Below are 25,582 nucleotides of genomic sequence, written 5' to 3'. Positions count from 1 at the left end.
TCTCCTAGGCGGTAACTTCGGCCATCTCGGCCGCGCAGCGCTCCACCCAGCTCTTCACCTCCGGCCCCGCGGGCAGGGCATCGCCGAACCACTGGAACGGCGAGCTCAGCAGCATGTCCGCCGCGCTGAACCGCTCGCCCAGCAGCCACGGGCCGGTGCGCAAGGGAGTGGCGAGCGTCTCCAGCATCCGCTCCATGTCGCCCAACCCGTCCGTGACGACCGGATTTTCGATGCCTGCCCACTGGAGGATCAGCAGCGGCTCCATGATGCCCTGATAATAGGACAGCCAAGACAGGTAAGCGCCGCGCCCCGCATCGCCCGGCAGCGGTCCCAGCTTCGCCTGCGGATACTTGTCGGTCAGGTAGAGCATGATCGCCCCGCGCTCGCGCACATGCTCGTCGCCATCGACCAGGTAAGGCACCTTCTTTTCCGGGTGCGGATTGTCCGGGTCCTGCGCGCCCGAGCCATCCTGCCGGCGGATCGTGACCTCGCGAATATCCACATCCGCGCCGAGCATGCGGATCAGATCGACGACCGTGTCCGAGCGTGACTGGGGCGAGTGATAGAGCGTAAGCATGTGCTTTTTCCTTTCCGTTTGCGATGGCGCAGGGATATGCCCGCCCTCCTGACAGAAAGAGGCAGCAGCGATGGCACGACAGGACAGGTTGATGCGACTGCTCGCCGCGCTCAGGCGGCTGCCCTCGCCCGTCACGGCGGAGCGGCTGGCGGCGGAAACCGAGATCTCGCAGCGCCAGCTCTATCGCGACATCGCCACCTTGCGCGCAGGGGGCGTGCTGATCGATGGTGCGGCAGGCTATGGCTATACGCTGACCGAAGACCCGGCGCTGCCCCCGCAAAGCTTCACGCGCCTCGAAACAGAGGCGCTGATGCTGGCGGTGGGCAGTCTGGACGAGCTGGGTGACGAGCGACTCGCCAAGGCGGGCCGCGACGCGATGGCGCGGATCATTGCCACCCTGCCCGACCGTCAGGCGCGCCAGTCGATGCACGCGATCATGCGATCGTGGCGCATGCCCGCAGAGCGCCCGCAAATCGCGGTCGATGTCGACCTGCTACGCCAGGCCTGCTGGGACGAGATGAGCGTGACGATTACCTATCGCGACCGGCAGGAGCGGGTCACGCAGCGCGAAATCCTCCCGCTGGGCCTGTCCTACAGCCCGACCACGCTGATGGTCGTCGGCTGGTGCCTGCTGCGCGAAGGATACCGCACCTTCGAGGTCGCGCGGATGGAACGGCTGGAGCTGGGGGAGACGAGCTTCCGCCCGCGCAGGGTCGAGCTGCTGCGCCGCTATCAGGCGATGCGCATGGCCGAATGGGAAGCGCAGAAGGCGGCGGAGCGGCAGGCCATCCCATCGCCCCGCAGCACAAACTAGCGCAGGTTGACCACGTTGTCCGTCTCTGGGCGTTCGCGGCGACCATCGTAGAGAGTCTGCATCGGATCGTCGCCGACCACGATCGCCATATTAGCGCCGAAGCCGTTGAAATCGGTCTTCATCGCCGCGCCATAGGCACCCAGCATGCCGATCTCGACATAGTCGCCCGCCTTGATGTCGGCCGGAAGCGCGAAGGGCCCTTCCATATAGTCCGCATCGTCGCAGGTCGGGCCGTAGAGGGAGAAATCCTCGCTTGCGGCATGCTCGTCACGGCCGAGCGCGCGGACCGGGAATTTCCAGCCCAGATGCGCGGCATCGTACAGCGCGCCATAGGCGCCGTCGTTGATGTACAGCTCCGTCCCGCGGCGCTTTTCGACCTTCGCCAGCAGCGAGGAATATTCCGCGCACAGCGCCCGGCCGGGTTCGCACCACAGCTCCGCCGAATAGGAAATCGGCAGCGATTCGGATGCGCGGAAGATGACGTCGAAATAGTCTTCGAGCGGCGGCGGCTCCATGCCCGGATAGATGCTCGGGAAGCCCCCGCCCACGTCGATGATGTCGATCACCACGCTGGACGAAGCAATCGCGGCGCGCGCACGCTCAAGCGCCTGCACATAGGCGAATGGCGTCATCGCCTGGCTGCCAACATGGAAGCACACGCCCAGCCAGTCGCAATGCTGGCGGGTCTGCTGCAGCAGCACGGGCGCATCAATCAGGTCGGTGCCGAACTTGCTGGCGAGCGACAGCTCGGAAAATTCGGAAGAGACGCGCAGGCGCACCAGCAGCTTGAGGTCTTTTGCCGGGCTGCCGTCGGGCGCGCGGCACGCGTCGACGATCTTGGTCAGCTCCTCCTCGCTATCGAGGCTGAAGGTGCGGCAGCCGTGCTGGTGATACGCCTCGGCAATCGCGCTGCGCGGCTTGACCGGGTGCATGAAGCACAGTTCCGCATCGGGCAGCAGCCCGCGCACCAGCCGGACCTCGGCGATCGAGGCGACGTCGTAATGGGTGATCCCGTTGTCCCACAGGATGCGGATCAGCTCGGGCGAGGGATTCGCTTTTACTGCATAGAGTGCACGCCCGCGAAAGCCGTCCACGAAGAAACGCGCAGCGCGTGCCGCAGCGTGCGGACGGTTCAGGATAACCGGTTCGTCAGGCGAAAGCGCCGCAACTACGGATCGAGCGTCGGGATAAGTGGCCAATTCAAGGGACCCCCAAAACGGTTAGGTTTCAGACAAGGGCTGCCTTGCGGTTAGAGTCCCCTTGGGGCAGCGGAGGCGCGCAAATAGGCGTTCCGCAGCATGATGCAAGAGAAATCGGTATGCGCAGCATCTGATGATTCAACGCTGCCCAGCCTAGGAGTTCCGAAGAGGGTCCCGCAACCCCCGTCGCCCCCGCCATGAGCGGGCAGGAAACCGCCCTTTTCGCGTTACGACAGGCGGTTGCGGAATTCTTCGTACCCGAAGCGTTTCACGCATTCGAGCACGTCGGTTTCGCTGTCCCACAGCCAGATCGAGGGGAGCGGGACGCCGTTGAAGGTGTTGGTCTTCACCATCGAATAATGCGCCTGGTCGAGGAAGGCGATCCGCTGGCCCGGCTCGTTGGGCACGGGTAGCGAATATTCGCCGATCACGTCTCCGGCGAGGCACGAGGGGCCGCCGAGGCGCACCGGCGGCTCACCCGCCTTCTCGTGCAGCATGGCGGGCCGGTACGGTGCTTCGATCACGTCGGGCATGTGGCAGGTGGCGGAGATGTCCGTGATTGCGATCGGGCCGTCGTTCTCGCCGGTGTCGAGGATCGTGCCCACCAGGATGCCTGCATCCAGCGCGACCGCCTCGCCCGGTTCGAGATAGATTTCCGCGCCGGTATCCTCCTTCGCATCACGCAGGAACTCGATCAGCTCCTCACGCTCGTAGTCGGTCCGGGTGATGTGGTGCCCGCCGCCCATGTTGATCCACTTGAGCTGGCCGAAATACGGCTCGATCGCGTCGAAAACGCGGTCCCACGTGCGGTGCAGCGGCTCGAACCCCTGCTCGCACAGATTGTGGAAGTGGATTCCCTCCACGCCCTCCATGTGCTCTTCGGTCAGCTGGCTGAGCGGGAAGCCGAGGCGGCTGCCGGGCGAAGACGGATCATAGCGCGGCACTTCGCCGGTGGGCACCTGAGGATTGATGCGCAGGCCGACATCGAACGCCCCGCCGCTCGCCTTCGCCTGCTCCAGAATCAGCGCCGCGCGCCGCATCTGGCCGGGCGAGTTGAAGATAACATGGTCGGAGAGGCGCGCGACCTCCTCCAGCTCCTCCGGCTTGTAGGCCGCGCAATAGGTGCTGATCTCGCCATCGTAGAACTCGGAGGCAAGGCGCGCTTCCCACAGTCCGGAGGTGCACACGCCATCGAGATATTCGCCGATGATCGGCGCGGTGCTCCACATGCTGAAGGCTTTGAGCGCGCTGAGCATCTTGATCTCCGCCTCGTCGCGGATTTCCGCAAGGATACGGCAATTCTCGCGCAGCTTCGCCGCATCCACCACGAAGGCGGGCGTATCGACGCGGGAGAGATCGAATTGGGCGAAGGCGCCCGGGTCGCCGGCTTTTGTTTCCATGGAGCGCCAGATAGGGAAGCGATCGGGTCATGTCATCGGGGCATGTCGTGTGTCGGTCGAGCACTTGTGACGCGCGCGGCGATCGGTGGTAGGTCGGGATGATCCGGGGACATTGGGGAACGGAGAATGCTCCGCCTTTTGGCAATGATTTTGTGTCTGCTTGCTCTGTTGGGAGCGGCGGGCGCGAGCGCGGGCGAGATCGATGCGTTCGTCGATGCGCAGATGGAGCGCACGCCCCTGCCGGGCGTGGCGTGGGCCGTGGTCGACGGCGATGCCATCACCACCGGCGCACGCGGCACACTGGAAGCGGGCGGCAGCGCCGCGGTGACCGAGGACACGCCCTTCCTGCTCGGCTCGATCTCGAAAAGCTTTACCGCGCTGGCGGTGATGCAGCTGGTCGAGGCGGGCAAGATCGATCTCGACGCGCCGATCGCGCGCTATCTGCCAGAGTTTGCGAACACGCCTGCTGGCGCGATCACCGTGCGCCAGTTGCTCGGCCACACCAGCGGCTATTCGACCCTGCAGGGCAACAGCGCACCTGAGGAGAGCGATGCAGGGGCCGATGCGATTGCCCACCGCGCGGCTTGGTATGCCGACCAGTCACCAGCGTACCCGCCCGGCAGCCGGTGGGCCTATTCCAACGCCAATTACCTGATCCTCGGCCACCTGATCGAGGTCGTCGGCAGCATGCCGTACCCCGACTACGTCACCACGAAGATCTTCGGGCCGCTGGGGATGGAGCACAGCTTCGTATCGGGTGCCGGAGAGCGCCACGCGATGGCCCGGGGGCATACGCCGTGGTTCGGATCGATGCGCCCGGTTGCCGCCCAAGGCGCAACGCTGGCCTCGGCCCCGCAGGGCGGGATCGTCTCCACTGCGGGCGATCTGGCGAGCTATCTGCGGATGATGATGAACGGGCGGGACGATATCCTGAGCGCGGCGGGCAAGGCGCGGATGCTGCAACCCGCGAGTGATGCCACCCCCGGCTATGGCCTGGGGTGGATGCTCGATAACGCAGAGGGCAGCGCCTATCACACCGGCACCAGCCCCGGCTTCGATACGATCGCGGCGATGATCCCGGCCAAGCGCCGCGGCGTGGTGGTGTTGACCAATGGCAGCAGCGGGATGGGTTTTGCCGAGAGCACCGATCTGCGCCTCGGCCTGGTCGCCCGCGCGCTCGACCTGCCGCAGGCTCAGGATAACGGCGCCACGATGCGCAAGGCCAATTTCCTCACCCTCGCCGCCGCGCCGGTGATCTTCCTGCTGGCGATAATCTGGGCGTGGTGGAAGCGCGGCGCGCTGCGCGCGAAGCGAGCGAGCCGGTTCGGCCTGTTCAGCCTGTGGTTCCCGCTGCCCGCAATGATCGCGCTGGCATGGGTCTGCGTCGTCCTGATCCCGCAGCTCTTCGGCGTCTCGCTATCGACACTGCGGGAGTACCAGCCCGATATGGCGCTGCTGCTGCTGGCGACCGCGGTTCTCGGGCTGGTGTGGACGGTGGCGCGGCTGGCAATTGCCTATAGCGGGCGTCCCGCAACCGGCTGACCGGTGGCCGGCGTCACCGCTTCTCCAGCAGCTTGAGCGCCCGCGCAATCGCGGGGTCCGACCCATCGGCGCCGGTGCTGGCGGGTTCGATCGGGATGGCGGCGACGTAATCCTCTCGCGGGGTGCCATCAACGTGGAACAGCGCTTCGCCGCCCAGATCGACGCGCGCGCCGCTCAGTTCGAGCTGCTCGTTCCACAGCCCTCCCAGCAAATCGCCCATGTTGGAGCCGATCGTGGTCGCATTGGTCGCCGCGTCCATCCCGATGACGATCCCCTCGCCCATGCTGCCGGTCCAGCGCCCGTGCAGCACGACCACAGGGCCGTCGAAGCGCGGTTCGCGCGGGAAGACATATTCGACGAACTGGCGCGGCACAGTGAACTCGCGCTCCAGCGCAGGAATGCGGTGCATCTGGTAGGGGCTCACCCGGTCGGTGAAGTGCCCGATGATGGAGCGACCGACCTCCGTATTGCCCCCGCTCGGCGTCTCGCGCATGTCGAGGATGATCGCCCGCGCACCGGCCCCAATGGCCTCTTTCATCGCCGCGTCGAAGGCGGGGATCGTGCCATTGTCACCAAGGGAATTGAGCGGCGTGAGCACCGCGACATCGCCGCCGGTGCCGACGAAGGAGAGGTCGACCAGCTTGCGCTCGCGCAGCGAATTGGCCCAGTCCCGCATCGAGGCCAGCTCGAAGGTGCGGGTTTGGCCCGTTGCCGTGCGGACCTTCAGCGAACGGTCGCCCTTGCGCCGCCCGTTGACCGCCAGCGTCAGCCCGTAATCGAGCTGTGCAGCGGTCGGATCGGGAAGCACCTCGCCGAACGGAGCCTGCGCGGCATCCTTCGCCGGTGTTCCGCCGATGGAAAGCACCTCGTCGCCCGGCCGCAGCCCGGCATCGAAGGCAGGCGAGCCGCGCCGAACGTCGACGATCAGCGCCCTGCCCTCCTTGAACCGCGCATCAAGATCGGCGGCGGTCATCACGATCGCGTAGTCGTCATCCTCGAACGGGCCGACGATCAGGTGCGGGTCCATGAAGGTCAGTGCGGTGCGGTGCATGATCCGCCGCAGCGCCGCCTTGTCGGGCGCCTTCGCGGCCAGCGCGCGGGAGCGGTCCAGCTGCGCTTCGACGTCGATATCGTCGCGCTCGATATAGGCGTACTTGTCGCGCAGCAGATGCTCGAACTCTTCCCATGCGGCAGCCGCATCGAAGGCCGCTGCATCCGGCGCGGACTCGCTCGCAGCGTCTTGCGCGGCAACGGGCATGGACGCGCTCAGCGAAGCGAGAAGCAGGCACCCGAGGGCGATCTTGCGCATGGTCTGAAAGTCTCCGGCTGTTTCGTTCGTTCGGCGTTCAGCCAAACGCAGTCGGGTGCGCGTGTGTCAACCGGCCCGAACCGCCCGGCCCACCGATTGCGCCATCAGGGCTTGAAGATGAAGAACGACCCCGCGCCGATCAGCGCGAACCCGATCAGCTGGTTGAGACCGGGCTTCTCCCCGAACATGAAGAAGGCGACGATAACGAAGCCGACCAGCGAGAAAACCGTGGTGATCGTCTTGAGCTCGGCCAGCGAATAGGCGGCAATACCGATCCGGTTGGCGGGAACGGCAAACACGTATTCGCCAAGCGCGATCAGCCACGAGACACCGATGGCCCAGACCAGCGTTTTTTCCGGTGCCTTGAGGTTGGCATACCACGCGACATTCATCACGATGTTGGACAGGGCCAGCAGGCCGATGGGTGCCAGCAGCGCAAGTTTCGGGCTCACTGCACAGTCTCCAGAGCATTCCGGAAAGTCGCCAGTGCCTCATCGTCGAAACATACCAGCGCGATGCGGTCGAAGGCGTCGGGATTATTCGCCACCACATCCGTAACCGATCGTGCCGCGAGCTGCGCCGCGCGATCGAGCGGATAGCCTTAGATTCCGGTCGAGATGGCGGGAATGCCCACGCTGCGCGCGCCGATTTCCGCCGCGCGGGCGAGCGATTCCCGGTAACAACTCGCTAGCTGCTCGGGCTCGCCATTATCGCCGCCGCGCCAGACCGGGCCGACGGTGTGGATGATGTGGTCGGCGGGCAGGCGATAGCCCTTGGTGACCTTCGCCTGTCCGGTCTTGCACCCGCCCAGCAGGCGGCATTCGTGAACGAGGTCCGGCCCCGCCGCCCGGTGGATCGCGCCATCCACGCCGCCCCCGCCCAGCAGCGAGGAATTGGCCGCGTTGACGATCGCGTCGAACTGCATCGTCACGATGTTGCCCTTCACGGCCTCGATCGTGGTGGCGGCGATCTTAATTCGGGTCAGAACTCGACGGGCCCGTCCAGCTCCTTCACGTTCCACGGCAGGCCGTGTTCGTTGAGCATGTCCATGAAGGGATCGGGATCGAACTGTTCCATGTTGAACACGCCGTCGCCGTCCCACGTGCCCTGCACCATCATCGCAGAACCGATCATCGCGGGCACGCCGGTGGTGTAGCTGACCGCTTGATTGCCGGTTTCCTCGTAGGCCGCTTCGTGGCTGCAGATATTGTTGATGTAGAACGTCTTCTCGCCGCTGCCGTCGAGCGCTTCGCCGGTCGCGATGACGCCGATATTGGTCTTGCCCTTCGTGGTCTCGCCCAGGCTTTCGGGCTTGGGGAGGACGGCGGCGAGGAATTGCAGCGGGATGATCTCGCGGCCTTGGTACTTGACCGGCTCGATGCTGGTCATGCCAACCGCCTGCAGCACGCTGAGGTGCTTGATGTATTCATCACCGAAGGTCATCCAGAAGCGCGCGCGCTCCAGCTCGGGGACGAACTTGGCGAGGCTTTCCAGCTCCTCGTGATACATCATGTAGGCGTTCTTGGGGCCGACTTCCTCGAAGTCGAACTCGGTCTTCACCTGCATTGCGGGCGTTTCCACCCACTCGCCGTTTTCCCAGTGGCGCGCGGGTGCGGTCACTTCGCGAATGTTGATTTCCGGGTTGAAATTGGTCGCGAAGGCCTGCCCGTGATCGCCGCCGTTGCAGTCGAGAATGTCGAGCTGGCGGATGGTCTTGAGCTTGTGCTTCTTGAGCCACATCGTGAACACGCTGGTCACGCCGGGATCGAAGCCCGAGCCGAGCAGCGCGGTGAGGCCCGCATCCTTGAAGCGGTCCTGATAGGCCCACTGCCAGTGATATTCGAACTTCGCCTCGTCCTTGGGCTCGTAATTCGCGGTATCGAGGTAATCGACGCCCGCTTCGAGGCAGGCATCCATGATCGGCAGGTCCTGGTAAGGCAGCGCCAGATTGACCACCAGCTTGGGCCCGATCTTCTTGATCAGGTTGACCATCGCGGGGACTTCCTCGGCGTCGATCTCGTAGGTCGAAATCTCCACGCCCGTGCGCTCCTTCACCGAAGCGGCAATCGCATCGCACTTCGACTTGGTGCGGCTGGCAAGGTGAATGTCGCTGAAGATGTCCTTGTTCATCGCCATCTTGTGGACGCAGACCGAGCTCACGCCCCCTGCCCCGATAACCAGAACCTTCGCCATGTGTGTCTTCCTTTCGAATACGAATCTTTGCGCGCGCCCTTAGCCAAACGGACGCGCGCCTCCAAACGATCCGGCGCGCATTGCGGCAAAGCGTGCTTTCCTAACCCGGTCGGGGGTTCTAACGGGGGCGCATGAGTGCGCCAAATCCCATCATCGAACTGCCTGAACCGGGGCGCCATGACCCGGCCGGATTTTTCGCCTCAAGACACTGTGTCAGGTGTGTCAGCCGCCCCGCAGGAGCGACAAGCTGATGGCCGACATGCGCACCCCGACTCGCGATGGCGTGATCGCCGCTGCGCGCAGCATCGCGCAGATCCTGCCCCCCACCCCGCTGCTGCAGGTCGAGATCGCCGGCGTGCGCTGCTGGATCAAGGCGGAAAGCCTGCAACCAATCGGCGCGTTCAAGATTCGTGGCGGCTGGTGGCGGCTTTCGTGCCTGAACGAAGAGGAACGCGCGCGCGGCGTGGTCGCGGTCTCTTCCGGCAACCATGCGCAGGGCGTCGCCTGGGCGGCGAGGAAGCTGGGCATCAAGGCCGCGATCGTGATGCCGCGCAATGCGCCCAAGGTGAAGCTTGAAGCGACCAGAGCGCTGGGCGCGGAGATCATCCTATACGACCGTCCCGGAGAGGATCGTGACGAGGTCGCCGCGCGCGAGATCGAAAAGCGCGGCGCAGTGCTGGTCCACGCCTTTGCCGATGCCTGGGTGATCGAAGGGCAAGGCAGCGCCGGAATCGAGTTTACCGAACAACTGGGCAAACAACCGCCGATGATCCTCGCCTGTTGCGGCGGTGGCGGGCTGACCGCGGGGCTGGCGCTCGCCTGCCCGGACAGCAAGGTCGTGCCGGTCGAGCCCGAAGGGTGGGACATGGTCGGTCAGGCGCTCGCCAAGGGCGAGATCGTGCAGGTCGCGCCCGATGCTCCGAAAACGATCTGCGATGCGCTCCAGCCGCCGGCGACCCAGCAGATCAACCTCGATGTGCTGCGCGGTCGTGCGCAGCCCGGCGTGACCGTTTCCGACGAAGACGTGCGCGCCGCGCAGCGCTTCGCCTTCGCGAAACTCGGCCTCGTGGCAGAGCCCGGCGGCTCGGCGGCCCTTGCGGCAGCCCTTGCCGGTAAGCTAGCGCTTGAAGATGATACCGTCATCATGCTGACCGGACGCAATGTCGACCCCACGGCCTACGCCGCAACCATCGCGCCCGACGCAGCCTGAACACCGCAACCGGAGACTACCCCCCATGCCGCAAGGCGATACCCACATCATCGACCGTTCGGTGGTCCGCAAGAGTTCGGGCCTCAAGGACACGCTGCTCGACAAGGCCTTCGCCACCGCGTTTCGCGGGCTGGTCTACGCGCAGATCTGGGAAGACCCGGTGGTCGACATGGAAGGCCTGCAGATCAACGAGGACAGCCGCGTGCTGTGCATCGCCAGCGGCAGCTGCAACGCGTTGAGCTACCTCACCGCGAACCCCGCGGCGATCACCGCGGTCGACCTCAACCGCGCGCATATCGCGCTGGGCCGGCTGAAGATCGCCGCGATCAACGCGCTGCCCAATTACGACCTGTTCCGCCGCTTCTTCGCGCATTCCGACTACAAGGAAAACGTGTCGATCTACGAAGACCGGATCGCTCCGTTGCTCGATGCGGAAAGCCGCAAGTACTGGGAAGGCCGCGACATTCGCGGCCGCCGCCGGATCACCCAGTTCCAGCGCGGGATCTACAAGCAGGGCCTGCTGGGCAACTTCATCGGCATGGCCCACCTGTTCGCCAAGCTTTACGGTGTGGACCTGCGCAAGGTGCTGGAAGCCCCCAGCGTGGAGGAACAGCGCGAGGTGTTCGAGAACGAACTGGCTCCGGTGTTCGACAAGAAGTTCGTCCGCTGGGTGACCAACCAGCCCGCCTCTCTCTTCGGCCTCGGCATCCCGCCCGCGCAGTACGACGCGCTGGCAGGTGACGAGAAAATGGCCGAGGTGCTGCGCAAGCGGCTGGAGAAGCTGGCCTGCGATTTCGACGTGAAGGACAACTATTTCGCGTGGCAGGCTTTCAATCGCGGCTATTCGAAGGACGAGAACGCCTCGCTGCCGCCCTACCTCCAGCGCGAGAACTATGCCGACCTGCGCGAGCGGGTCGCGCGGCTGAGCGTGCAGCGCGCCAACCTTTCCGAATTCCTCTCCTCGCAACCCGCGATGAGCCTCGATCGCTACGTCTTCCTCGACGCGCAGGACTGGATGGACGATCACCAGCTGACCGATCTGTGGCGCGAAGTGACCCGGACGGCGCGCAAGGGTGCACGCGTGCTGTTCCGCACCGCTGCCGAGCCCAGCCTGCTGCCGGGCCGCGTGCCGAACGAGATCCTCGACCAGTGGACCTATCACGACGAGCAGTCGAAGGATCTGACCCAGCGCGATCGCAGCTCGATCTACGGCGGCGTCCACCTTTACGAGCTGACGTGATGGCAGACGCGGGGGGCAACCACGATCACGCCGCGCTGATGGATTCGATCTATCGCGGGCAGAAGTACATCTACGACGTCACGCGCAAGTACTACCTGTTCGGGCGCGACGATCTGATCCGCGGGCTGAATTGCGCGTCGGGCGATGCGGTGCTGGAAATCGCCTGCGGCACGGGCCGCAATCTGGCGAAGGTGCAGCACGCCTACCCCGGCACGAAGCTGTTCGGGATCGATATTTCGGCGGAGATGCTCAGCAGTGCGCAGGCCAAGCTGGGTACCAGCGCGATCCTTGCGTCGGCCGATGCGCGCCAGTTCGATGCGCGCGCAATGCTTGGTCGCCCGACATTCGAGCGGGTGATCCTCTCCTATTCGATCTCGATGATCCCCGACTGGGAGCGCGCGATGCGCCATGCGGCCACATTGGTGGCGCCGGGCGGGTCGCTGCACGTGGTCGACTTCGGCAGCTACAGCGCACGCGACACGCTGGGCGCGCGTATCCTCAAGTGGTGGCTCAAGCAGTTCCACGTCTCCCCCCGGCTCAACCTGCCCGAGGTTGCGGAAGAGATCGGCGCGCAGCCCGGTTGGCGGCGCGAGGGGCGCGATGGAATGGGCGGTTACTACCGGCTGGAGCGGCTGTACCGCGACGCCGGGGCCACGGATTGACGGTCAACAATAACGGACGTAGGTTTTGATTAAAAACTGATTTCAGGGAGAGGAATCAATGCAGGCTCAAATGCTCGCGCCGGCGGCGGTGCTCGTTGCGTGGTCGCTAGTCATGCTGATCTGGATGGCGCTGACGCGCCTCCCCGCGATGAAGAAGGCGCAGGTCGGCTTCGGCAACTCGAAGCCCGGCGGTCGCGGGCAGGATCTGGAAGGCGTGGTACCCGACAAGGTCCAATGGAAATCGCATAATTATGCCCACCTGATGGAACAGCCGACGCTGTTCTATGCGGTGGTGGTGATCCTCGCGCTCCTCCAGCCCGATCCGATCAATGTGTTGCTCGCGTGGATCTACGTCGGGCTCCGGATCGTTCACTCGCTCTGGCAGGCTACGGTCAATATTGTAATGGTCCGCTTCCTGCTCTTCATAGCGTCGACCTTGGTGCTGGCCGCGCTAGCCGTGCACGCACTTATCGCAACTCTCGGAGCGCCCTCATGATTGGCATGGATATCCTGCAACCCGTCGTCGCGCTGATGATCTGGACCATGATCATGTGGGTCTGGATGTACGCGACCCGCATTCCGGCGATGCAGAAGCACCCCGATATCGACGCGAACCGGCTGGTCGGCGCGACGGGTGCCAGCCTGCGGGCGATGCTGCCCGATCGGGTCAACTGGAAGGCGGACAACTACAACCACCTGCACGAACAGCCGACGGTGTTCTACGCAGTCGGGATCGTGCTCGCGATCATCGGCGCGGGTGACGGCGTTCCGGCGCTGCTGGCGTGGATCTACACCGGCCTGCGGGTGATCCACACCATTGTGCAGGTCACCGCCAACCGCGTTCTGGTCCGCTTCGTGCTGTTCGCGGTTTCCAGCGCTGTGCTGATGGCGCTGATCGGAATCGCCGCCGTACGGGTGTTTGGGGGCTGATTCGGTAGCAGCCCTACCACATATCTCCCCTCCCCTTGGGGAGGGGTTGGGGGTGGGGGTTCGACGTTAATGGCCCAAGCCACGATCGCAGTACACCCCCACCCAACCTCCCCCTCAAGGGGGAGGAGTTGCAGGCTATTCCGCCGCTTCAGCTTCCTCGACATGGCCGTGCAGGTCGATCTCGATCCCTGACAGGAACCGCTCCGCATCCAGCGCAGCCATGCAGCCGGTCCCCGCCGCAGTCACCGCCTGGCGATAGGTGTGGTCCATCACGTCGCCGCAGGCGAACACGCCGGGGATCTCGGTCTTCGGCGTGCCCGGCTCGACCTTAAGGTAACCGCCGTCTTCCAGCGGCAGCTGGCCCTGAAACAGCTCGGTCGCGGGGGCATGGCCGATCGCGACGAAGGCACCGTCGACCTCCAGAGTCGATTCCTCGCCGGTCTGCGTGTCCTTGAGGACCAGATGATCCAGCGCGCCGTTCTCGCCCGGCACGAACCGCTCGACCGCCTTGTTCCACAGCGGGGTGATCTTGTCCGAAGCGAAGAGCCGTTCCTGCAGGATCTTCTCCGCGCGCAGTTCGTCGCGACGGTGGATCAGCGTCACGTCGTCGGAGTGGTTGGTCAGGTATAGCGCTTCTTCGACCGCGGTGTTGCCGCCGCCGATCACCGCGACCTTCTTGCCGCGGTAGAAGAAGCCGTCGCAGGTCGCGCAGGCCGACACGCCCTTCCCGCCCAGCTCCTGTTCGCCCGGCACGCCGAGCCACTTGGCCGAGGCGCCGGTCGCGATCACCACCGTGCTGGCGATATACTCGTCGCCGCTGTCACCCTTGGCGCGGAACGGCGGGCCCGACTTGAGATCAATCTCCACGATCGTGTCCCAGATCATCTGCGTGCCGACATGCTCGGCCTGCGCGCGCATCTGCTCCATCAGCCATGGACCCTGGATCACATCGGCAAAGCCGGGATAATTCTCCACATCGGTGGTGATGGTCAGCTGCCCGCCCGGTTGCAGGCCCTGAACCATGATCGGCTCCAGCATCGCGCGCGCGCCATAGATGGCCGCGCTGTAACCCGCCGGGCCGGAACCGATGATGAGCATCTTGGTGCGGTGCGTCGCCATGTGCGAAGCGTCTCCTGTCAGTCTAAAGTCTTGCGGCGAATATGGGGATCATGGCGCGCAGAGTCACGCCACGAAGCGCGCCTGAAGCTGGTCGCGCAGCGCGTCATCCACACCAATCGCCTGCACCAGAAACGCATCGAGCGAACCCCAGCGCTGATCCACCGTCCCGATGAAGCGCTCGAAGTAACTCTCGCGCACCTGCATCAGCGCGTCGATCGTCGGCCGGTCGAGCGGGCCGAGCCGCGCCTCGATCCCCGGCAGGGACTGCCTCTCGAGGATGTCGTAGGTGGGCGCGTCATTGGTGCGCAGAAACTCGGTGACCATGTCGGCACGCGATACGCCCAGGATATGGTGCAGCAGCGCAGCCGCTATCCCCGTGCGGTCCTTGCCCGCGAAGCAATGGACCAGGCTAGCCCCGTCCCGCTCCGCCAGAGTGCGCAGGTACTGCCCGAAAATCACCTGCATCGCCGGGTTCTCCGGCATACGGGTGTACAGCGTCAGCATCCGCTCCTGCGCGGTTTTCGGCGTAAGCTCGCGCTTTTCCTGCGGGATGTGCGGCGGGCTGGAGCTGGTTTCGCCGTCGTAGAACACGACCTCGCCATCCCACAGATCGGGGCGGCGGCATGGGTGGCGTTCCCGCTCTCCATTGCCGCGCAGGTCGATCACCGTGCGGATGCCCAGATCGGCAAAGGTCCGCAGGTCCGCGTCGGTCGCCTCGACATGCTGGCCGGAGCGGTAGAGCAGCCCGCTCACCACGCGTCCCCCGCCCTGCGTGGGATAACCGCCGTAATCGCGGAAATTGTGAATCCCCTCGGTGGCGAGGAAGGTGGCGTCGCTCTCTGTACTCATGCTGGATCGGTTGGCAGGAGCGCCGGGCGCGCGCAACCACCGACGACAAATTGCAAACCGCAACCCTTGCCAAATCCGCTCATTTGCCCGAACCGATGGCCCAAACGAAAGCGGGATCGAGGAGCAAAGCATGGCAGACTACCAAACCATTCGCGTTGAACAGACCGACGGGATCGTGACCCTGACGCTGAACAAGCCGGACAAGCTCAATGCGATGGGGCCGGAGATGGTCGGCGAAATGCTCAAGGCATTCGATGCACTGCCCGCGATGCGCGCGCGCGCGCTGATCATCACCGGAGAGGGACGCGGGTTCAGTTCGGGCGCGGAACTGGGCGGGCGCACCTTCGATGGCGGCAATCCAGGCGATGCCTCGCGCCGGTCGCTGCAGACCAGTTTCAACCCGCTGATGCTGAGCCTCGCCGGGCTCGACATTCCGGTGGTGACAGCGATCAACGGCGCGGCTGCCGGTATCGGCTGCACGCTGGCGCTGTCGGGCGACCTGATCGTGGCGGGCAAGTCCGCCTATTTCCTGCAGGCCTTCATCAATATCGGCCTGGTGCCCGATGGCGGCGCGACCTGGGTGCTGCCCAAGGCAGCGGGCATCCCGGCAGCGATGGAAGCAATGCTGCTGGGCGAGCGCATTCCCGCAGAGCGCGCTTACGAACTGGGCATGATCAACCGCTGCGTCGAGAATGCGGCGGTGATGGACGAGGCGCGCGCGCTGGCCACCCGGCTCGCCAATGGCCCCACGGTTGCGATGGGGCAGATCCGGCGGCTGGTCCGCAATGCGCAGTCGCAAAGCCTGTCCGACGCAATGAATGCCGAGGCCGAGGCACAGCGGATCGCCGGCAACAGCGAGGATTTCAAGGAAGGCGTTCAAGCCTTCCTCGGCAAGCGCGAGGCGCAGTTCAAGGGGCGCTAGTCGCCGCGCGAGATATGCCGCGCGAGGCGGGCGTCTATTCGCCCGCCTGCGCCAGCAAGCCGCGCGCCTGTTTCAGGTGCGGAATGTCGACCATTTCGCCATCGAGCTGGAGCGCGCCTGCATCGGGGTTCTCCTCGAACAGGGCGACGATCCGGCGTGCCCACTCAAGATCTTCGTCCGAGGGTGTGAAGGCGCGGTTGGTCGGCCCGATCTGCGCGGGATGAATGCACATCATGCCCCGAAAGCCGAGCGTGCGGGCCGCCTGCGCGGTGCGGTCCATCCGCTCCTCATCGCGGAAATTGGGGTCGATCGTCTCGATCGGGGCAATGCCTGCCGCGCTTGCCCCCGCGAGGCACAGCGTGCGCGCCAGCGCGAAGGGTTCGAGCAGATTGCCCTGCGCATCGCGGTTGGCTGCCGCGCCGAAGGCCGCCGCGAGGTCTTCCGCGCCCCAGGTCAGCGCGTCGAGCCGGGGCACGCCGGCATAGTCGCCCAGCCGGAACAGCGCAGGCGCGGTTTCGGTCGCGACCACGATCAGGCGGATACTCTCCGCCTCGAGCCCGGCGGCGGCCTCGAGCGCGGTGAGATAGTGGCCCAGCAGGCGTGTTTCGTCCGGCGTCGCCTTGGGCAGCATGATCCCGTCGGGGCGATGCTTCACGATCGCAACCAGATCGGTCAGCGCGTGGGCCGTATCCATCGGGTTGATCCGCACCCATAGCGGCTTGGCCCGCTCGCCCTGCTCCGCCAGCGCCCCGGCCACATGCTCGCGCGCGGCAGGCTTGGCGCTCTCGGCGACCGAGTCCTCCAGGTCGAGGATGATCAGGTCGGCTTCGCCCGCCAGCGCCTTTTCAAGCTTGCGCGGCGAATCGCCGGGCACGAATAGGAGCGAACGTGCGGTCCACGGGCGGATGGTCGCGGCGGGCGTTGCGGCCGCCTTCGGTGCATGCGTGTTCATCCGCACGGCTCTAGCGCGGCCACGCCCGAGTAACCAGAGCGCCCGCTAGAGGCGACAGCGCACGCTGATATTGCGCGCGATCGCCTTGCGCTTGTCCGGATGCGCACGGTCGCCCTCCGACCAGTCGACCTGATAATCGATCGATTCGTAGATCGTGGTGCGTGGCGTCCACGAATCCGCGCAGGCCATGCGCGCCGCCATCTCAACCTTCGCCGCCAGCTCTCGCCGCGCCTCGCTGGTGTCGCTGAAAAAAGCGCTCTCCACCCCGCGCTCGACCCGGACCAGTTCGGCCCTCTGCGGTTGTTGCGCCATCGACGGGCAGGCGCATAGCGCCGCCAGCACCGCAGCCGGTGCGATCTTGTGAACCATTGCCTTTCCCCCTCCACAGCGGTTCGCAGAACCTTTGCGCAGGAGGAAGTTTGCAACCCGCGCCCCGACCGTCAAGCCGCGACGTCGATAGAGAGGCGACCGGTTGAGGGGGGAGTTTGCGCGCGGCAGAACGAAACGACCCCACCGGTCGGCCTGCGCCAACCGGTGGGGTCGCCCTGAGAAATAGGATGTGGCGTCAGTAGATCAGCACGGGATCGGGATCGATCATGCCGCCCCGGCCGCCGCCCATGAACATCATGCCTGGTGCCGCAAAATTACCATCGGCGAACATAATGCCTTCGACTGCCTGCGAGGGCACATAATCTGCCACGGGGTAGAACACGTCGGCGGGGTTCTCCGCCACGAAGGCACCATCACCCTCGCCCAGGTTCTGCAACGCGGCCACCGCGTCATCATAGCCATGGCTGCAGGCCGCGCCGCCGCACGGGCAACCGCTATACTGTTCGATCGGGATGGTAAGATCGGGCTCGATCTCGATCCCGCGATTGGCGAGGTTCGCTTCATTCGCCGCGGCCTCGGCAGCGAACTGCAGCTCGCCCGAGGTCGCCTGGACCTGGGTGAAGTCCGACCCGCCGTAGGAGACGTAGGTCCAGTCCCCACCGAAGCCGACGATATCGCCGATCCCGTCGCCATCGACATCCGCGATGGTGCGCACGAAGCGATCATTGGAGGTCCAGCCACCTGCGGCATCGCTGGCCCCGTAAGAAGCGATCGCGAGGATCGGAGAGGCGAAGGTGCCGTCGCCCTGCGAAAGCGAAACAAAGGCACCACCCGAACCGAAGCCGACAATGTCGGCATATCCGTCACCATTCACGTCGGCCACGCGTCGCGGATAGGTATCGTCGCTGGCCCAGCCACCACCGGCAGCGGAATAACCGAAGCCGGCAATGCCCAGGATCGTGGAGCCGAACGTGCCGTCGGCCTGACCCAGCGATACGTAGGCACCATTGCCGCCGAAGCCGACGATGTCGGCGCGGCCATCGCCGTTGACGTCGGCGATCTGCCGCGGGAAGCGATCGACCGACGACCAGCCGCCGCCGCTATCGCTCGCACCAAATCCGTTGAGCGCCAGATTGGTTGCGCCGAAAGTGCCATTGGCCTGGCCGAGCGAGACGTAAACGCCCGCGGCGCCAAAGCCGATCAGATCCGCACGACCATCGCCGTTTACGTCCGCGACCGTACGGGGATAGGTGGAGTCATTGGTCCACCCGCCGGCCGCATCGCTCGCACCGAAGCCGTTATAGACCAGCGCAACGTCGCCGAAGGCAAGCTGTTGCCCACCCGACGGCGCTTGGCCGAGCGCCACGTACACGCCCGCCGAACCGAAACCGATCAGGTCGACACGGCCATCGCCATTCACATCGGCAATGGTGCGCGGATAGACGTCGTTGCTGCTCCAGCCGCCACCGGTCTGGCTGGCACCGAAGCTGTTATAGGCGAGGAAGGCATTGCCGAAGCCGCCCGAACCGTTCGACAAGGCGACGTACACGCCATCTCCGCCGAACCCGACCAGGTCGGCCCGGCCATCGCCGTTCATATCCTGCGCGATGCGCGGATAGGTGGTGTCATCGGACCAGGCACCGGCCGACTGGCTGTAGCCAAAGCCGGCATAGGCCTGGGTTGCGTTGCCGAAGCTGGCACCGCTGCGCCCCAGCACCATGTCGTCGAACATCAGCCGCTCGATACCGGTCAGGGTATCGGTGCCGTCGGTCCCGGATACCTGTACGCGGCCACCGCTCAGGTTGGTGATGGTGTAATCCGCACGGTTGCCGGAGAACACCGCGGTATCCGTGCCCAGACCGCCATCGATCGTGTCGTTGCCCGCATTGCCGCGCAGGATGTTGTCCGCACTATTGCCGATGATCGTGTCCACCCCGGCTCCGCCGATGGCGTTCTCGATCACCGTGCCGCGCGCGATCACCAGATTGCCGACACGCCCGCGGGTGTTGCCGAAGACCTCAGGATTGAGGTTGATCAGCTGGGTGTAGGAAGCATTGGTGAAGGAATAGTCGAGCGTGTCGATCCCGCCATGGTCGATGATCGCCACGGTCGCGTTGGCGTTGACCGATGCGTCGTAAACCGCGCGGCCAGAGGTATTGTTGAACCCGTAGGTCGTGTCGCCCGTGCGGGTGCCCGCATAGGAGGCATAGAGCCCGCCATTGGTCGAGATGATATCGGCCACCATCGGCGTGATGGTGTACTGATAGGTGAAGCCCTGCTGGCTGAAATAGGTGTTCTCGCCCGGCGAGAAGTACGACATGATCGTCGTGTTCCAGCTGTCGTTCTGGTACAGGGCGTCGGCCGGATAGTTGGCCGATCCGTTATAGTTGCCACCGTGACCAAGCCCCAGCGCATGGCCGATCTCGTGAATATAGGTCTGGAACGAATAGGTGTTCAGCGTGGTGCCGTAATTCGTCAGCCAATCGGTCGAGACATTGACCCTGCTGTTGCCGGTGAAGAACCCGTTGGACGTCGAGCCGCCGGCGAAGGCACCGGACTCGTTGTCGTCGAAGGTGATCTGCGCGCTGGTCGTGATCTCGCTGAAATTGATCCCCGTGACGTCGGTCCACAGGTTGAGCGCCTCGCGGGCGAGGAACTGCCCTTCGGCGGTCAGACCGGTCAGGTTGACGGTGATCGTACCGCCCGGGACAACGTTCCAGCGGCGGGTGCTACCGCCCCAGTAACCCGAGGTCAGCTGGTCCGAAATCTGGTCGTTGGTGAAGATCGGCAGCGCTTCGGCAAGCGCGGTCGTGAGGGTATAGCCGCCGGTGCCGGTGCTGTAGGCGCCGACATCGAGATAATATCCGCCCGAGGTGGTCGCTGTAAACCTGATCTCCGAATAGGTGTTTCCCGGATAGGCGATGTCGTCGTTGGTCGCGATCTGGTTGCCGTTGGCGTCGCGCAAGGTCAGGATCGTATCGACACCGCTTCCGCTCTGCGGCGCGCTGGTGGTGAAGGAGTACGTCTGCCCCGCAGTCAGAAAGACCCGATACCAGTCGTGGTCACCCGAAGTGTCGATCGCCTCCCCGCTGTAGGTTCCAGGTACGGAAACATTGGTCGTCGTCGCGGTCGACCCCAGCACGCCATCGGGCATCTTACTCTCCCCTCAAAGAAAAACTGATCGTGGATAACACGGTTACTGATTCGTCGAAATGGTGTTAACTGCCTGATCGGCCAAGCGATCTACCAAGTCGCCATCTGCCGGACGATCCAGCAGCATGTATTCGACTTCGGGAAATTCGGTCCTGTCGCCCGCTTGCGACCGGGTAATGTTCAATCTGGCAATGCCGTTGGCCGAGAAGCTTGCGCTCGCCTGGACCCAGTCGCCGCCGTCACCGGCGGGCGCGCTGTCTTCGGCCATAACCGTCTGTCGACCAAGCGCGGCATCCAGCCGGGCCTTCAGCCGGGCACAGATCTGGTCGCGGGTCATCCGCTGTTCGAACAGCTTGGCCCCTTCGATCGAGCAGTAGAAACGGGTGTCGCCCGGAACGGTCGCAGCGGTGCAGCCGGTCGTCATCAGCAAAATCCCTCCCACAAGCCCGGCGGTAAGAAGACTCGACCGGACGATCCGCATGGGTCGCTGGCATGGCCGCAATGTCCGCATAGCTATCCCACTCCCCGGGCCGATATCCGCCAATCAGACGAGCGCTGACGCCTCGGGTCTATTCGCGGAACGCACGGTCTCTCAGCCGCGTAATCGGCGTCAGGATATAGGACAGAACCGATCGCTTGTCGCCGAGTAAGTTTACGGAGGCAGTCATACCCGCAGTCAATGGCTGCTCGCGTCCCGTCTTCTCGCGCAGTTCGTCGAGATCGGCACGCACCTGCACCGCGTAGAAACTTTCGCCCGTCCGCTCGTTGACGGTGGCATCCGGAGAGATCGAGATCACCCCTCCGTGGATCGAGCCGTATACCGCTGAATCATAGGCGCTGATGTCGATCGTTGCACGCTGGCCGAGCCGCACCGAGGCAATGTCCTGCGGTGCCACGCTCGCCTCGATCGCGAGCTGTTCGCTCGATGCGACCACCTCGACGATTTCGGCACCGGGAGCGACCGCCGCGCCGATCGTGGTCACCAGCACGCGGTTGACCCGTCCGCGCACCGGCGATGTGATGGTCGAGCGTTCGACGCGGGCGACCAGCGCGGGCATCACCTCTTGCCGGCTCGCCAGTTCCGCCTGCGCGGTGGCGAGTTCGTCGCCCGCCTGCGCGCGCCACGAATTGCGCACCTGGGTCAGCCCGGCGCGCGCTTCGGACACCGCATCGCGCGCCTGCGTGACCGCGGCCAGCGCCTGCTCCGCCTCGCTCTGCGCCATCGACGCCTGCGCTTCCGCCTGCTGCCCGGCGAGGCGCGGCTCGATGCCCTTGGCAACCAGCCCGGCGATCGTATCCGCCTCGCTGCGGGCGAGCTGCGCCGCGGTGCGCCGCCCCGCCAGTGCCGCCTCGGCCTGCGTCACGGAGCGTTGCGCCTGGCCGATCCGCGCGCGCGCCACGGACTCAGCATCGGCCAGCTCTGCAAGCCGCGCGGCATGGAGCGATTGTTCGATCCGGATCTGCGCCGCGGTTTCGGGATTATCCGCCACCGGATAGACCGGCCGCCGCCCGGCGATCTCTGCCTCCAGCCGCGCGATCTTGGCGTTGAGCGCGTCCAGCGTCGCCTGCTTGCTTTGCAGATCGGACCCCGCTTCGGTCAGGTCGAGCAGCACCATCGGCTGGCCCTTGTCGACCAGGTCGCCGGTCTCGACCAGAATCTCCGAAACGATCCCGCCCTCCTGGTTGGAGACGACCTGCAACCGCCCCAGCGGGATCACCCGCCCGGTGGCCCGCACGGTGCGGTCGAGTTCGGTCACCGCAGCCCATGTCACCGCCGCGACGGTGAACAGCAGGATCATCACCAGCAGCAGATTGGCCGCCCCGCCCGGCCTGAACCGTTCGATCAGCGTTTCCAGCCCGCTGGGTTCCTGATCCTCGGGCGGCGCGGCGCCCACCTCGCGCACCTCGGGTTCGGGCGCAAAGGGCGACCGCAGCAGCTGCGCCGGCTCGGCTGCCGAGCGGTTCTGGCCTGCGCCGTCTGCGGGAGGAGGAGGCGTATTCGCGTTCACGATGCAGATACCGTCGCCGACTTGGGCCGCTGCAGTTCCTTCAGGACAGCATCACGCGGGCCATCGACCGCGACCCGCCCGTTCTCGATCACCGCGACCCTGTTCACCAGCCGCAACAGCGCGGGCCGATGGGTGATGAGGATGAAGGTACGCCCTTTGATTTCCTGCTCGAGCCGCGTGATCATCTCGTATTCGGTGGCATTGTCCATCGCGCTGGTCGGCTCGTCGAACACCAGCACCGGCGGCTTGCCCGCCAGCGCGCGGGCGATCGCGATCGACTGGCGCTGCCCGCCCGAAAGGCTGTCGCCGCGATCGGCCAGCCGCAGGTCGTAACCATTGGCCATCCGGCCGAGGAAGTCGTGCGCGCCCGATACCTTGCACGCGCGCAGCACCTCTTCCATGTCGACCTCGGGCCGGCCCAGCGCGATATTCTCGCGCACGGTCCCGGTCAGCAGCGAGGGGTCCTGCAGCACCACGCCGACATGGCGGCGCGCGGCCTTGGCATCGTACTGGCGCACATCCGTCCCATCGACCAGCACGAGGCCTTCCTGCGGATCGTAGAGATTGAGCAGCAGCTTCGCGATGGTCGACTTGCCTGACCCCACGCGCCCCAGCAGCGCGATGTGATCGCCCGGCTGGACCGTCAGCGACAGCCCGTCGAGCGTCTTTTCCGCAGCCCCAGGATAGGTGAAGGTGACATTGCGCAGCTCCACCCTGCCATCCAGCCGGGCGGGCTTGAGCGCATCGTCCCCGCCCGCCTCCGATTTCTGCTCCATCATCTCGTCGATCTGGCGATAGGCCAGCCGCGTGGTCGAGATGCGCGAAAGCAGCGAGGCGATCTGCGCCAGCGGCTGCATCGCTCGCCCGCCGAGGATAGAGCACGCGATCAGCGCGCCCATCGTCATCTTGTCGTCCGCGATCTGGAACACGCCCACGACGACCACCCCGGCATAGGAAATCGTGTTGGCCGAGGCCGCGATGGTGACCGACATGGTCGAGATCAGGCGCTGGCGCGAGGAATAGTCTCCATGCATCTGGAGCGAGCGCAGCCAGCGTTCGGTCAGCAGACCGCCCGCACCCGCACTCTTGACCATTTCAAGCGAGCCGACCGTCTCGACCAGCACGGTCTGCTTGTCGAGCGCCTGGCCCAGCGAGCGCGCGGCGAGCCGGTCGAGCGCGGGGCTGGTGATCCAGCCCGCCGCGATCACGATCGGGATCAGCACCAGCGGCACGAACACCACCACCCCGCCGATCATCGCGATGATCACCAGCGTCAGCAGGATGAAAGGAATATCGACCAGCGCGGTCATCGTGGCCGAGGCGAAGAAATCGCGCAGCGTTTCCAGCTCGCGCATCACCCCGGTGATCGCGCCGGTGGAGCGGCGCTTGCCGTCGAGCCGCATGGTCAGCAGCTTGTCGAACACCTGCGCGCCGACCTTGGCATCGATATCCACGCCCGCGAAATCGATGAAATAGGCGCGCAGCACCCGCAGCACGAAATCGAACACGATCACGATGCCCAGGCCAATCGACAGCGCGAGCAGCGAATTGAACGCGTTGTTGGGCAGCACCCGGTCGTAGACCGTCATCGTGTAGAGCGAGGTGACGATCCCGAACAGGTTGATCATCGTCGCCGCCAGGCCGACCTTTATGTAGATCGCCTTGTTGGCCAGCATCGGCTCCATCAGCCAGCGCGCGAAACGCGGCTTGGGATCGGGGATCGCACTGTCGGTCATGGTGTGTCCGCGATCATCGCGCTGTCGATACCCAGGGCATCCTGAAGGCTACCGGTCCGGGCGAGAAAAACATAGCGCGCAACATCAAGCTCGGTGACGGTCTGCAGATAGCGCGTGGCGACATCGAAATAGTTCGACTCGGCGACCAGTACATCAAGCAGGGCTGCGCGCGCCACCTGAAACCGCTCGAAAACAGCGCTCTTTGCGCGGCGACTGGACAAGTAGCTCATCCGCACCGCCGCTTCGGCCTTCTCCAGCGCGGCCACGTCGGTCGCGGCAATTCGCGCATTGCGCAGCGCTTCGTCGCGCAGCCGGTCGAGCCGCGCCTGCGCGCCGGCCTGCCGCGCCTCGGCCTGGTCGGCGCGCTGCTTCTCACCTCCGAACAGGCGGAAATTGAGGTTGACGGTGGCGCGGATGTCGTAGTCCCGCGTGCTCTCGATAATGTCGTAGCGCCCTGCATCGACCGACAGCGTGACCTTGGGCAGGATGTCGGCCCGGGCCGCCTTCGCCTCCCGCTCGGCAGCGCGCAGGCCCGCGCTGGCGGCGCGTACCTGGGGCAATGTATCGAGCAGCGCGGCGGTCTGCCCACCCTCTGCGGGGACCGATCCGGCGAGCACGAAGGGCACCGGGGGGCGCCCCAGCCCGGGTGGCGCAGGAGCGCCGACCAGCTCGAAATAGGCGGCTTCGGCGGCGGCCAGCCCGCGCTCGAAATCGGCCTGCTGCGCCTCTGCCTGCGCGATGTAGCCATCGACCTGCGCCAGATCGACTTCGGAGGACACGCCCTCGCCGACCCGCTCGACCATCTTGGCGCGCAGGTCGTAAAGGCTCGCGACGAAGGCGCTGCCCAGCTGCACCAGGGTACGCCGGCCATGGACATCGCTCTGGACGGAAACCGTGCGCAGGGCGGTCTGGTTGGCAGTGTCGTCGATCTGCGCGATGGCGACCTCGATACGCGCATTGGCCGCCTCGATCCGCTGCACCGTCGCGCCGAAATCGAACAGGAGCTGGCTCGCGCGCAGCGTGGCGTCGGTCCGCTTGGACGGACGCGAGCGCTCGAGGAAGTTCTGCGGATCGTTGGAAAAGTCGCGCGAGATCACGCGGAAGGAACTGACGCCAAGTTCGAGGGTCGGCGTCTCCTGCGTGCGCACCTCGTTGCGGCGCGCCTCCGCCTCGTCCCGCGCAGCCCGCGCCTCGCCCAGCGATCCGCTGCGCTCGATCGCGGAAAGCACCGCTGCGCGCAGTTCCTCGAGGTCCGACGCCTCGCGCGCAAAAGCGAGGACGGGATCGTCGCCATCATCTGCCACCGGCCCGACGATCGAGTCCTGCGCCGCTGCCGGCAGCGGCATCAACGCCAGCAGCGCACAAGTCGCCAGCCACATGGCCGCGCCACGCACCCTGCGGCACGTGCGTGGCGAATTGTCGCCCCGCCCTGCCTG

At 65.5% G+C, this 25,582-nt stretch carries 24 protein-coding genes; 8 read left to right on the top strand and 16 right to left on the bottom strand.

Going from position 1 to position 25,582, the window contains the following annotated elements; translation table 11 throughout:
• Window positions 1-4: 4 nt before the first annotated feature.
• Entirely contained in the window at window positions 5-577 is a 573-nt protein-coding gene (locus KYN89_RS01280) for a glutathione S-transferase family protein (protein WP_222823448.1), read from the bottom strand.
• 91 nt (window positions 578-668) lie between these two features.
• Here KYN89_RS01280 and KYN89_RS01275 point away from each other — a divergent pair, with 91 nt between their 5' ends.
• Complete coding sequence (locus KYN89_RS01275) at window positions 669-1,391, top strand: helix-turn-helix transcriptional regulator (protein ID WP_248284934.1); 723 nt, start codon at window positions 669-671, stop codon at window positions 1,389-1,391.
• Here the strand turns inward: KYN89_RS01275 and KYN89_RS01270 are convergent.
• Together KYN89_RS01270 and KYN89_RS01265 are read right to left on the bottom strand one after the other, a co-directional pair.
• Window positions 1,388-2,590 carry a type III PLP-dependent enzyme gene (locus KYN89_RS01270; protein ID WP_222823446.1) on the bottom strand — a complete coding sequence of 401 codons (1,203 nt, stop codon included), beginning with the start codon at window positions 2,588-2,590 and terminating at the stop codon, window positions 1,388-1,390. The two genes, KYN89_RS01275 and KYN89_RS01270, sit on opposite strands and share 4 nt — an antisense overlap.
• A gap of 227 nt (window positions 2,591-2,817) precedes the next feature.
• On the bottom strand, window positions 2,818-3,990 hold the full coding sequence (locus KYN89_RS01265; RefSeq protein WP_222823445.1) for a carboxynorspermidine decarboxylase: 1,173 nt from the start codon (window positions 3,988-3,990) through the stop codon (window positions 2,818-2,820).
• Window positions 3,991-4,134: 144 nt separating this feature from the next.
• Between KYN89_RS01265 and KYN89_RS01260 the strand changes: the two genes are divergently transcribed.
• Window positions 4,135-5,532 carry a serine hydrolase domain-containing protein gene (locus KYN89_RS01260; RefSeq protein ID WP_248284933.1) on the top strand — a complete coding sequence of 466 codons (1,398 nt, stop codon included), beginning with the start codon at window positions 4,135-4,137 and terminating at the stop codon, window positions 5,530-5,532.
• Between the two features lie 13 nt (window positions 5,533-5,545).
• Here KYN89_RS01260 and KYN89_RS01255 read toward each other — a convergent pair whose 3' ends face one another.
• From KYN89_RS01255 to KYN89_RS01240, 4 genes are all read right to left on the bottom strand, one after another.
• Window positions 5,546-6,841 carry a S41 family peptidase gene (locus KYN89_RS01255; RefSeq protein WP_222823443.1) on the bottom strand — a complete coding sequence of 432 codons (1,296 nt, stop codon included), beginning with the start codon at window positions 6,839-6,841 and terminating at the stop codon, window positions 5,546-5,548.
• A 104-nt stretch (window positions 6,842-6,945) separates the two neighbouring features.
• Entirely contained in the window at window positions 6,946-7,293 is a 348-nt protein-coding gene (locus tag KYN89_RS01250; RefSeq protein WP_222823442.1) for a DMT family protein, read from the bottom strand.
• 149 nt (window positions 7,294-7,442) lie between these two features.
• Entirely contained in the window at window positions 7,443-7,787 is a 345-nt protein-coding gene (locus KYN89_RS01245) for a macro domain-containing protein (protein ID WP_346727171.1), read from the bottom strand.
• A 35-nt stretch (window positions 7,788-7,822) separates the two neighbouring features.
• Window positions 7,823-9,034: a saccharopine dehydrogenase family protein gene (locus KYN89_RS01240; RefSeq protein WP_222823441.1), complete on the bottom strand. Its 1,212-nt coding sequence runs from the start codon at window positions 9,032-9,034 to the stop codon at window positions 7,823-7,825.
• A gap of 250 nt (window positions 9,035-9,284) precedes the next feature.
• On the opposite strand from KYN89_RS01240, the gene KYN89_RS01235 reads away from it, so the two are divergent.
• Genes KYN89_RS01235 through KYN89_RS01215 form a run of 5 tightly spaced genes read left to right on the top strand, consistent with a single transcriptional unit; the run spans window position 9,285 to window position 13,076 of the window.
• Window positions 9,285-10,244: a threonine ammonia-lyase gene (locus KYN89_RS01235; RefSeq protein ID WP_222823440.1), complete on the top strand. Its 960-nt coding sequence runs from the start codon at window positions 9,285-9,287 to the stop codon at window positions 10,242-10,244.
• Between the two features lie 25 nt (window positions 10,245-10,269).
• A complete protein-coding gene (locus tag KYN89_RS01230) occupies window positions 10,270-11,484 on the top strand; it encodes a BtaA family protein (protein ID WP_222823439.1) in 1,215 nt (404 codons plus the stop codon).
• The gene (locus KYN89_RS01225; RefSeq protein WP_222823438.1) at window positions 11,484-12,146 is read left to right on the top strand and encodes a class I SAM-dependent methyltransferase; all 663 of its coding nucleotides are present in this window, start codon (window positions 11,484-11,486) and stop codon (window positions 12,144-12,146) included. The genes KYN89_RS01230 and KYN89_RS01225 overlap by 1 nt, the downstream gene beginning before the upstream one ends.
• 58 nt (window positions 12,147-12,204) lie before the next feature.
• The gene (locus tag KYN89_RS01220) at window positions 12,205-12,642 is read left to right on the top strand and encodes an MAPEG family protein (RefSeq protein WP_222823437.1); all 438 of its coding nucleotides are present in this window, start codon (window positions 12,205-12,207) and stop codon (window positions 12,640-12,642) included.
• On the top strand, window positions 12,639-13,076 hold the full coding sequence (locus KYN89_RS01215; protein ID WP_222823436.1) for an MAPEG family protein: 438 nt from the start codon (window positions 12,639-12,641) through the stop codon (window positions 13,074-13,076). The genes KYN89_RS01220 and KYN89_RS01215 overlap by 4 nt, the downstream gene beginning before the upstream one ends.
• Window positions 13,077-13,211: 135 nt before the next feature.
• Here the strand turns inward: KYN89_RS01215 and trxB are convergent, their stop codons facing one another.
• Both trxB and KYN89_RS01205 read right to left on the bottom strand, forming a co-directional pair.
• A complete protein-coding gene (gene trxB, locus KYN89_RS01210; RefSeq protein WP_222823435.1) occupies window positions 13,212-14,195 on the bottom strand; it encodes a thioredoxin-disulfide reductase in 984 nt (327 codons plus the stop codon).
• A 63-nt stretch (window positions 14,196-14,258) separates the two neighbouring features.
• Window positions 14,259-15,044 (bottom strand): tyrosine-protein phosphatase, encoded by a 786-nt coding sequence (locus tag KYN89_RS01205; protein ID WP_222823434.1) that lies wholly within the window; start codon window positions 15,042-15,044, stop codon window positions 14,259-14,261.
• Window positions 15,045-15,174: 130 nt separating this feature from the next.
• On the opposite strand from KYN89_RS01205, the gene KYN89_RS01200 reads away from it, so the two are divergent.
• The gene (locus KYN89_RS01200) at window positions 15,175-15,966 is read left to right on the top strand and encodes an enoyl-CoA hydratase-related protein (protein WP_222823433.1); all 792 of its coding nucleotides are present in this window, start codon (window positions 15,175-15,177) and stop codon (window positions 15,964-15,966) included.
• A gap of 34 nt (window positions 15,967-16,000) precedes the next feature.
• Here KYN89_RS01200 and KYN89_RS01195 read toward each other — a convergent pair whose 3' ends face one another.
• The 7 genes from KYN89_RS01195 to KYN89_RS01165 form a co-directional block, all read right to left on the bottom strand.
• Entirely contained in the window at window positions 16,001-16,918 is a 918-nt protein-coding gene (locus tag KYN89_RS01195) for an HpcH/HpaI aldolase/citrate lyase family protein (RefSeq protein ID WP_222823432.1), read from the bottom strand.
• Window positions 16,919-16,963: 45 nt separating this feature from the next.
• The gene (locus tag KYN89_RS01190) at window positions 16,964-17,287 is read right to left on the bottom strand and encodes a hypothetical protein (protein WP_222823431.1); all 324 of its coding nucleotides are present in this window, start codon (window positions 17,285-17,287) and stop codon (window positions 16,964-16,966) included.
• A 196-nt stretch (window positions 17,288-17,483) separates the two neighbouring features.
• Window positions 17,484-20,402 (bottom strand): FG-GAP-like repeat-containing protein, encoded by a 2,919-nt coding sequence (locus tag KYN89_RS01185; RefSeq protein ID WP_222823430.1) that lies wholly within the window; start codon window positions 20,400-20,402, stop codon window positions 17,484-17,486.
• 42 nt (window positions 20,403-20,444) lie between these two features.
• Window positions 20,445-20,825, bottom strand: coding sequence for a hypothetical protein (locus KYN89_RS01180; protein ID WP_222823429.1), 381 nt, complete (start codon window positions 20,823-20,825; stop codon window positions 20,445-20,447).
• Window positions 20,826-20,970: 145 nt separating this feature from the next.
• Entirely contained in the window at window positions 20,971-22,410 is a 1,440-nt protein-coding gene (locus KYN89_RS01175) for an HlyD family type I secretion periplasmic adaptor subunit (RefSeq protein ID WP_222823428.1), read from the bottom strand.
• Window positions 22,407-24,146, bottom strand: coding sequence for a type I secretion system permease/ATPase (locus tag KYN89_RS01170; RefSeq protein ID WP_222823427.1), 1,740 nt, complete (start codon window positions 24,144-24,146; stop codon window positions 22,407-22,409). The genes KYN89_RS01175 and KYN89_RS01170 overlap by 4 nt, the downstream gene beginning before the upstream one ends.
• A complete protein-coding gene (locus tag KYN89_RS01165; RefSeq protein ID WP_222823426.1) occupies window positions 24,143-25,525 on the bottom strand; it encodes a TolC family protein in 1,383 nt (460 codons plus the stop codon). The genes KYN89_RS01170 and KYN89_RS01165 overlap by 4 nt, the downstream gene beginning before the upstream one ends.
• Window positions 25,526-25,582 lie beyond the last annotated feature (57 nt).

Source organism: Alteriqipengyuania abyssalis, from assembly GCF_019857185.1.
In the GTDB taxonomy this organism is placed as follows: Bacteria; Pseudomonadota; Alphaproteobacteria; order Sphingomonadales; family Sphingomonadaceae; genus Alteriqipengyuania; species Alteriqipengyuania abyssalis.
Note: the sequence above shows the minus strand (reverse complement) of the source record. Positions and strands in the feature narration are given on the sequence as shown.